The sequence below is a fragment of the Achromobacter sp. genome (assembly GCF_036567245.1).
Taxonomy (GTDB): Bacteria; Pseudomonadota; Gammaproteobacteria; order Burkholderiales; family Burkholderiaceae_B; genus Achromobacter.
Genome location: NZ_DATCUY010000017.1, coordinates 1 through 8,565 on the forward strand (window position 1 = coordinate 1; position 8,565 = coordinate 8,565).

8 protein-coding genes are annotated in these 8,565 nt (G+C 67.1%); 4 read left to right on the forward strand and 4 right to left on the reverse strand.

Going from position 1 to position 8,565, the window contains the following annotated elements:
- Both VIR09_RS00580 and def read left to right on the forward strand, forming a co-directional pair.
- A partial coding sequence (locus VIR09_RS00580; protein ID WP_332010694.1) for a VOC family protein occupies nt 1–194 on the forward strand: 194 nt, incomplete at its 5' end.
- Between the two features lie 32 nt (nt 195–226).
- Nucleotides 227–760 (forward strand): peptide deformylase, encoded by a 534-nt coding sequence (gene def, locus VIR09_RS00585; RefSeq protein WP_332010697.1) that lies wholly within the window; start codon nt 227–229, stop codon nt 758–760.
- A gap of 38 nt (nt 761–798) precedes the next feature.
- Here def and VIR09_RS00590 read toward each other — a convergent pair whose 3' ends face one another.
- A complete protein-coding gene (locus VIR09_RS00590; RefSeq protein WP_332010699.1) occupies nt 799–3,057 on the reverse strand; it encodes an acyl-CoA dehydrogenase in 2,259 nt (752 codons plus the stop codon).
- A 153-nt stretch (nt 3,058–3,210) separates the two neighbouring features.
- Between VIR09_RS00590 and VIR09_RS00595 the strand changes: the two genes are divergently transcribed.
- A complete protein-coding gene (locus VIR09_RS00595) occupies nt 3,211–4,440 on the forward strand; it encodes a nucleoside recognition domain-containing protein (protein ID WP_332010702.1) in 1,230 nt (409 codons plus the stop codon).
- Between the two features lie 55 nt (nt 4,441–4,495).
- Here the strand turns inward: VIR09_RS00595 and pyk are convergent, their stop codons facing one another.
- Nucleotides 4,496–5,938 carry a pyruvate kinase gene (gene pyk, locus VIR09_RS00600; protein ID WP_332010705.1) on the reverse strand — a complete coding sequence of 481 codons (1,443 nt, stop codon included), beginning with the start codon at nt 5,936–5,938 and terminating at the stop codon, nt 4,496–4,498.
- A 106-nt stretch (nt 5,939–6,044) separates the two neighbouring features.
- Between pyk and VIR09_RS00605 the strand changes: the two genes are divergently transcribed.
- Complete coding sequence (locus VIR09_RS00605) at nt 6,045–7,187, forward strand: glycerate kinase (protein ID WP_332010708.1); 1,143 nt, start codon at nt 6,045–6,047, stop codon at nt 7,185–7,187.
- Between the two features lie 56 nt (nt 7,188–7,243).
- Here VIR09_RS00605 and rsmA read toward each other — a convergent pair whose 3' ends face one another.
- Nucleotides 7,244–8,035 carry a 16S rRNA (adenine(1518)-N(6)/adenine(1519)-N(6))-dimethyltransferase RsmA gene (rsmA, locus tag VIR09_RS00610; RefSeq protein WP_332010710.1) on the reverse strand — a complete coding sequence of 264 codons (792 nt, stop codon included), beginning with the start codon at nt 8,033–8,035 and terminating at the stop codon, nt 7,244–7,246.
- 18 nt (nt 8,036–8,053) lie between these two features.
- Nucleotides 8,054–8,565: peptidylprolyl isomerase (locus tag VIR09_RS00615; protein WP_332010712.1), on the reverse strand; the 512-nt coding region annotated here is incomplete at its 5' end.

Genomic DNA, 8,565 nt, shown 5'->3' on the forward strand with positions numbered 1-8,565 from the left:
TGGGCAACGGCTACGGCCACATCGCGCTGGAAGTGGACAACGCCTACGAAGCCTGTGACAAGGTCAAGGAACGCGGCGGCAAGGTCACCCGCGAAGCCGGCCCGATGAAGCACGGCAAGACGGTCATCGCCTTTGTCGAGGACCCCGACGGCTACAAGATCGAATTCATCCAGAAGAAAGGCCGCCAGGACTGAGCCCCGCGCGGCTGACGCCAGGAAGACACCCCATGATCCACACCATCCTGAAAATGGGCGATCCGCGGCTGCTGCACGTGGCCGCGCCCGTGGAGCGCTACGACACGCCCGAGCTGCACGCGCTGATCGACGACATGTTCGAAACCATGGCAGCCGCGCAAGGAGTGGGCCTGGCCGCGCCGCAGATCGGCATGGACCTGCAACTGGTGATTTTCGGCTTCGACCGCAACGAGCGCTATCCCGACGCGCCCGCCGTGCCGCAGACCGTACTGTGCAATCCCGTCATCACGCCGCTGTCGGACGAGATGGAAGACGGCTGGGAAGGCTGCCTGTCGGTGCCGGGCCTGCGCGGCCTGGTGCCGCGCTACCGCAGCATCCGCTACAGCGGGCGCGACCCTTACGGCCAGCTCATCGAGCGCGAAGCCGAGGGTTTCCATGCCCGCGTGGTGCAGCACGAATGCGACCACCTGATCGGCCGGCTTTACCCGTCGCGGATCCAGGATTTCAGCAAGTTCGGATTCACCGAGATCCTGTTCCCGGACATGGATCCGAACCAGGACGACTAGGATCGCGCTCCCGCCCTGCGGGAGCGTGCGTCTCTGCCCTAGGCATCGTCCCCTGAGCCCGCCGCGGCCGTCCTGGCGGCCTGCGGCGACAGTTCCTCCGGCGCGAAATCGTCCACCTGCAGCACCCGCGACACCAAGGCTTCGGCCTGTTCCAGCTCGGTCGCCTGCGCGTCAGTGATGGCGCCACGCTGGTGGGCTTCGCGCCAATCGCGCACGCCGGACTGGCGCAGGCGGTCGCGCAGCGGCTGCACCGCATCCGCAAGCGCGAACGCGCGGGTCAGGAGAACCACCGGATCGTTGTCGCCCGCGCCGGCATCGCGGTGCAGGTCGGCCGCCAGCCGCGCATGCGTGGGCGAGGGCTTGAGCAGCAATTCCGCGCATTCGCGCGTCAGGGCATCGCCCGGCCCCTTGGCCAGGCGCAGCGGCAGGATGGCCGCGCGCAGCCCCCCGGACAGCACGCGCCCTGGCAAGTTGCGCAGGACCTGGTCCATGCTTTTCTCGATGCTGGCGTAGCCCTGCTCCATGCACCACTGAACCAGCGGCAGGTCGTCGTGCTTGCGGCCCTCGTCTTCCCAGCGCTTGAGTACCGCCGACAGCAGATAGAGTTCGGACAGGATGTCGCCCAGGCGCGCGGAAATCATCTCGCGGCGCTTCAGGCCGCCACCCAGCTGCGCCAGCGTGGCATCGGCCAGCAGCGCGAAGCCCGAGGCATAGCGGCCCAGCCGCCGGTAATGCCCGGCCACGGGACCGGACGACGGCGCGGGCGCCAGCATCCCGCCGGTCCAGGCGCGGCCGATGGCGCGCAGCGCGTTGAGCCCGGTGTGGCGCAGGTGGCGCCAGAACACGTCATGGAATACCTCCATGCCACGCTCTTCGTCGGGGTTGCCCAGCGCCAGGATCTCCGGCATCAGGTAAGGATGCGCGCGGATCGCGCCCTGGCCGAAGATGATCAGGTTGCGCGTCAGGATATTTGCGCCTTCGACCGTGATGGCGATGGGCACGGCGCGGTACAGCGCGCCCAGATAATTGCTGGGACCGTCGATCACGGCGCGGCCGGCATGGATGTCCATCGCGTCGTTGACCGAGCCGCGCATGCGCTCGGTGGCGTGGTACTTCATGATGCCCGAGACCACTGCCGGCTTGACGCCCTGGTTCAGCGCGGCGCAGGTCAGGCGCCTGGCGGCCTCGACCAGGTAGGCATTGCCCGCCAGCCGCGCCAGCCCTTCCTGCACGCCCTCGAACTTGCCCACGGGAATGCCGAACTGCTCGCGCACGCGGGCATACATGCCCGTGGTGTGCGCGCACATCGCGGCGGCGGCTGCCGACAGCGACGGCAGCGAAATACCGCGGCCCGCCGCCAGCGCACTCATCAGCATCTGCCAGCCGTGGCCCGCGCGCTCGGCGCCGCCGATCAACGCGTCCAGCGGCACGAACACGTCGCGCCCGCGGTTGGGGCCGTTCTGGAAGACCTGCATGGCGGGCAGGTGGCGGCGTCCGATTTCAACGCCCGGCGCTTCGGTCGGCACCAGCGCGACCGATATGCCGATGTCCTTGGGGCCGCCCAGGATGCCGTCGGGGTCCGACATCTTGAAAGCCAGGCCCAGCACCGTCGCCACCGGCCCCAGCGTGATGTAGCGTTTGTGCCAGTTCAGCCGGATGCCGATCAGTTCGCGCCCATCCACCACCTGGCGGCAGACCACGCCGGTATCCACCATGGACGCGGCGTCCGATCCGGCTTCGGGACTGGTCAGGCCAAAGCATGGCACCTCGCGGCCATCGGCCAGACGCGGCAGCCAGTAGTCGCGCTGCGCCGGCGTGCCGAACTGCATCAGCAATTCACCGGGGCCCAACGAATTGGGCACCATGACCGTGACGCCCGCAGTGATGGAATAGGCCGATATGCGGCGCACGACTTCGGAGTGCGCATAGGGCGAAAAACCCAGGCCGCCGTAGCGCCGCGGAATGATCATGCCGAAGAAGCGTTCGGCCTTCAGGAAATCCCATACCTCCGGCGGCAGATCGCGACGGTTCCAGGTGATGTCCCATTCATCCAGCATGGCGCAAAGCCGGGCCAGCGGGCCGTCGATGAAGCGCTGCTCGTCAGCAGTCAGCGTGGCGGCGGGCACGTCCAGCAGCTTGCGCCAATTGGGGTTGCCGGTGAACAGGTCCGCGTCCCACCAGGTGTCTCCAGCCTCGATGGCCTCGCGCTCCGTCGCCGACATGGCCGGCAGCGCGTTGCGCGCCCAGCGATAAGCGGGTTCCGAGATGCGGCGGCGGCGCCAGGCATTGAAGTCCATGAGTTTTCCTCACTGTTATGGCCCCAGGCCTCAGGGCGTATCAAGTCAAAGTACCAGAATTGGCCGCGCCGGGCCAAGCTGCGGCCTACCGACTCTGCGACAATGGGCGACGGCGCGCAGCGCGCAATCCATCGCTATCCGGGCAGTCTCCGCATGCTGAACAAACTCTGGCTGGGCTTTTTCCTTACCGCGGCCGCGGCGGCGCTGTACCGCTGGCTCGTCATCGGCGACCCCGAAGTCTTCCGCCTGATGGTGGCCAGCCTGTTCGACATGGCGCGCGTGTCGGTGGAAGTGATGGTGCTGCTATTCGGCACGCTGACGTTGTGGCTGGGCTTTCTGCGCATCGCCGAGGGCGCCGGGCTGGTGGAAAAGCTGGCGCACGTGCTGGGGCCCCTGTTCGCGCGCCTGATGCCCGAGGTGCCGCGCAACCATCCGGCCATCGGCCTGATCACGCTGAACTTCGCAGCCAACGGCCTGGGGTTGGACAATGCCGCCACGCCCATCGGGCTGCGCGCCATGCGCGAACTGCAGTCGCTGAATCCCACTCCGGAAACCGCCAGCAATGCGCAGATCCTGTTCCTGGTGCTGAACGCCTCGTCGCTGACCTTGCTGCCAGTGACGCTGTTCATGTTCCGCGCGCAGCAGGGCGCGCCGGATCCGACGCTGGTGTTCCTGCCCATCCTGCTGGCCACCAGCGCCTCGACCCTGGCCGGTTTCCTGGCCGTAGCGGCCTGCCAGCGGCTGCGCCTGATGGATCCCGTCGTCATGCTGTGGCTGGGCGGCGCGGCGCTGCTCATGGGCGGCTTCATGGCGCTGCTGGCCAGCATGTCGGCGGCCGCTATCGCCTCACTGTCCTCGCTGCTGGGCAACCTAAGCCTGTTCGGCATCCTGCTGGCCTTCCTGATCGCGGGCGCCTGGAAGAAGGTGCCGGTCTACGAGGCCTTCATCGAGGGGGCCAAGGAAGGCTTCGACATCGCCAAGAGCCTGCTGCCTTATCTGGTGGCGATGCTGTGCGCAGTGGGCGTGCTGCGCGCCTCGGGCGCGCTGGATTTCCTGCTCGATGGCATACGCTGGCTGGCGGTGCAGGCCGGCTGGGACACGCGTTTCGTGGACGCCCTGCCCACCGCCCTGGTCAAGCCGTTCTCGGGCAGCGCCGCACGCGCCATGATGCTGGAAACCATGGCGCATTTCGGCGTGGACAGCTTTCCGGCGTTGCTGGCCGCGGTGGTCCAGGGCAGCACCGAAACCACCTTCTACGTGCTGGCGGTGTATTTCGGATCGGTGGGCATCCTGCGGGCGCGCCATGCGGTGGGCTGCGCCTTGATCGCCGACCTGGCCGGCGTGCTGGCGGCCATCGGCGTTTGCTACTGGTTCTTCGGCTGAGAGCCTGCGGCGAGCGAAGGGGCGCCCATCTGACAGCGCCCCAGTCGCCGCTGCGTCAATCCACCAGCAGGATCTTCATCCCATTGGTGCCGCCGCTGTCGCGGTAGAAGTCACCCTTGGTCAGAACCACCCAATCCCCGGTCTGCACCAGATTGCGCTTGCGCAGTTCGTCGATGGCGGCATTGCTCAAGTCGGCGGGATCGTAATCCGAGGGCGAGAACGGCACGGTGTAGACCCCGCGGAACATCGCCACCCGGTTCTGCGTGGCGCTATGCGGGCTGTAGCAATAGATCGGCACGCCCGAACGGATGCGCGACATGATCAGCGGCGTATGGCCGCTTTCCGTCAGCGCAATGATGGCCTTGACGCCGGGAAAATGATTGGCCGCGTACATGGCCGCCAGCGCGATGGTCTCGTCGCAACGCGTGAAGGTCTCGCCCAGGCGATGATGCGACTTGGTCGAGGTGGGGTGCTTTTCCGCGCCCAGGCAGACACGAGCCATGGCCTGCACGGTTTCCACCGGATACTGGCCCGATGCGCTCTCTGCCGACAGCATGACCGCGTCGGTGTAGTCCAGCACCGCGTTGGCCACGTCGGACACTTCGGCGCGCGTGGGCATGGGGCTGGAGATCATCGACTCCATCATCTGCGTCGCGGTGATGACGACCTTGTTCAAGGTGCGCGCGTGCTGGATGATGCGTTTCTGGATGCCCACCAGTTCGGCATCGCCCACTTCCACGCCCAGGTCGCCGCGCGCCACCATCACGCCGTCGCTGGCGCGGATCAGGGAGTCCAACGCTTCGTCGTCGGCCACGGCTTCCGCGCGTTCGATCTTGGCGATGATCCAGGCCTGGCTGCCGGCGGCCGCCAGCAGCGTGCGCGCCTCGTCGATGTCGCTGCCATAGCGCGGGAACGACACGGCCACGTATTCCAGATTCATTTCCGCGGCCAGCTTGATGTCGACACGGTCCTTGTCGGTCAGGCTGGGAGCGGACAGGCCGCCGCCGCGGCGGTTGATGCCCTTGTTGTTCGACAACGGGCCGCCGACGGTCACGGTAGTGTGGACCTCGTCGCCTTCGACGCTATCCACCACCAGCACCACGCGGCCGTCATCCAGCAGCAGCTCGTCGCCGACGCGGCAGTCCTGCACCAGTTCGGGGTAGTCGATGCCCACGATGCTGGCCGTGCCGGCCTCCTTGGGATGCACGCGCGACAGCGTGAACGGCTGTCCGACCTGCAGCTGGACCAGCTTGTCCGTGAAGCGTGCGATGCGGATCTTGGGCCCTTGAAGATCGCCCATGATGGCGACGAAGCGGCCCTGCTTGGCGGCGATCTCGCGCACCATGCGGGCGCGCTCGCGGTGATCGTCCGGGCTGCCATGCGAGAAGTTCAGGCGGGCCACGTCCAGGCCCGCGCGGATCAGCGCTTCAATGCGTTCAGGCGTCGAAGTCGAGGGTCCCAGGGTGGCGACAATTTTGGTGCGGCGCAATACGGGCATGACGATCCACTCTCGCTATAACGACAAAAACGCTATGGTACGCCGGCCACGCTCACGCAGGTATCATGGGCATCACCTCAACCGAAAAACGAGCTCGACTGAACCCGTGAAAATCGTCATCGCCCCCGACTCTTTCAAAGAAAGCGTGTCCGCGCCTGATGCGGCGGCAGCCATTGCGCGCGGCGTGAGGGCCGCAGTCCCCGGCGCCCATACGGTCTGTATTCCGATGGCCGACGGCGGCGAAGGCACGGTCGAAGCCGTGCTCGCAGCCACAGGCGGCAAGGAACGGCAGCTGACGGTGAACGACGCGTTGGGCTACAAGGTCGACGCCGTATGGGGTCTGCTGGACGACGGCACGGCCGTGATCGAAATGGCTGCGGCAGCGGGCCTCGAACTGATCGCCCCTTCCAAGCGTGATCCGATGCGCGCCAGCAGCCACGGCGTGGGCGAATTGATGCTGGCGGCCCTGAACGCGGGCGCCAAGCGCATCATCCTGGGCCTGGGCGGATCGGCCACCAACGACGCGGGCGCCGGCATGTTGACGGCTCTGGGCGTGCGCCTGCTGGATGCGGAAGGCCGCAGCCTGCCGCCTGGCGGCGGCGCGCTCGGCAAGCTGGCCAGCATCGATACCCGCGGCCTGGATCCGCGCCTGGCTGAGATCCGCATCGACATCGCCTCGGACGTGGACAACCCTTTATGCGGCCCGCAAGGCGCTTCGCACGTGTTCGGCCCGCAAAAAGGCGCAACGTCTGAGCAGGTGCAGGCCCTGGACCAGATGCTGGCGAATTTCGCCGATGTGTGCGCGCAGCACCTGGGAGCCGACCACCGCGACCACCCCGGCGCGGGCGCCGCGGGCGGCCTGGGCTTCGCGGCCAAGGCCTTCCTCAACGCCAGTTTCCGCCCCGGAGTGGAGATCGTCGCGGAACTGGGCGGCCTGGCGCAGGCGGTCGAGGGCGCGACCCTGGTGTTCACCGGCGAAGGCCGCATGGATGCACAGACCCTGCGCGGCAAGACTCCTGCCGGCGTGGCGAAAATCGCCCAGCGCGCGGGTGTGCCCGTCGTGGCGCTGGCTGGATCGCTCGGCGAAGGCTACGAAGCGCTGCATGCCTGCGGCATCAGCGCCGCCTTCAGCCTGGCTCCCGGTCCCATTACGTTGCAACAGGCGCTAACCGACGCAGAAAAGCTGCTGGCCGACCGCGCCCGCGACGTCATGCAACTCTGGATGAGCGCGCAAAAACGCATGCTGTAGGAACTGAATCGAAAAAGCCCGCTTACGCGGGCTTTTCCGTTTTCCGGCTTACAGCTTCACCCAGCCTGCAGCACCCCGGCCGCCACCAGCGCATCCGCCAGACGGATATACCGGTCCACCGAGATATCCTCGGCGCGCGCCGTGGGCGCGATGTCCAAGGCTTCCCAGGGCACTTGTGCAGCCCAGTCGGCCAACACCCGGCGCAACATCTTGCGGCGCTGTGAGAACGCGCGCGCCACCACCGTTTCGAAGGCCCGCTCGCTGACCGGACGCAGGCGGTCCGCCGGCAAGGGCACCATGCGCACGATCGCCGACACCACCTTGGGCGGCGGATCGAAGGCTTCCGGCGGCACGTCGAACAGCTTGTGCATGCGGTAGCGCGATTGCAGCATTACCGACAGGCGGCTGAAGTCGCCCGAACCGGGTTGCGCAACCATGCGGTCGATCACTTCCCGCTGCAGCATGAAATGCTGATCGCGGACGTGCTCGGCCCAGTTCATCAGATGGAACAGCAACGGGCTGGAGATGTTGTAGGGCAGATTGCCCACCACGCGCAGCGCAGGCCCGAACTGGGAAAAATCCACCGTCAAGGCATCGGCCTCGACCACGGTCAGGCGGGTGGCGTCGAACTGCTTGCGCAAACGCGCCGCCAGGTCGCGGTCGATCTCGACCGCCGTCAGATGATCCAGACGTTCGAGCAGCGGCCGGGTAAGCGCGGACAAGCCCGGGCCGATCTCGACCACGGTGTCGTCGCGGGCGGGCGAAACCGCCCGGACGATGGACTCGACCACGCTCTCGTCGGTCAGGAAGTTCTGGCCAAAACGCTTGCGCGCCTGGTGTTGAGACATGTAAAGCCCGTAATGCGTTTAGCGGTTGTTCTGCTGGATCTTCTGCTGCTTTTCCAGGCGGTTGTCGATGTACGCCTGGGCGCGCAGTTGCTCGAGCCAATCCTCGAAAGCGGGCTGGGCGCGGCGTTCGAACAGGATCTGGCGAGCCTTCATGCGGGCCATGTCGTCGGTGGCGTCGTGCTGGCGGCGCTCTTCCACTTCGATCAGGTGCCAGCCAAAAGGCGATTGCACCGGCTGGCTGATCTCGCCCGGTTTCAAGGCGTTCATGGCCGCCTCGAAGGGCGGCACGGTTTCGCCCGGGTTCAGCCAACCCAGCTCGCCGCCTTGCGGGGCGGTCGCGTCCTGCGAGTACTGCCGCGCCATGTCCTCGAACTTGGCGCCGCCGCTCACCAGGCGCTGACGGACCTGCTCCAGGCGCTGACGCGCCAGTTCATCGCTCATGACGGTGGAGGTCTTGATCAGGATGTGGCGCGCGCGCGTCTGCATCACTTCCACCGGACCCTGGTGCGCAGGAGCCTGCGCGGGCGCGG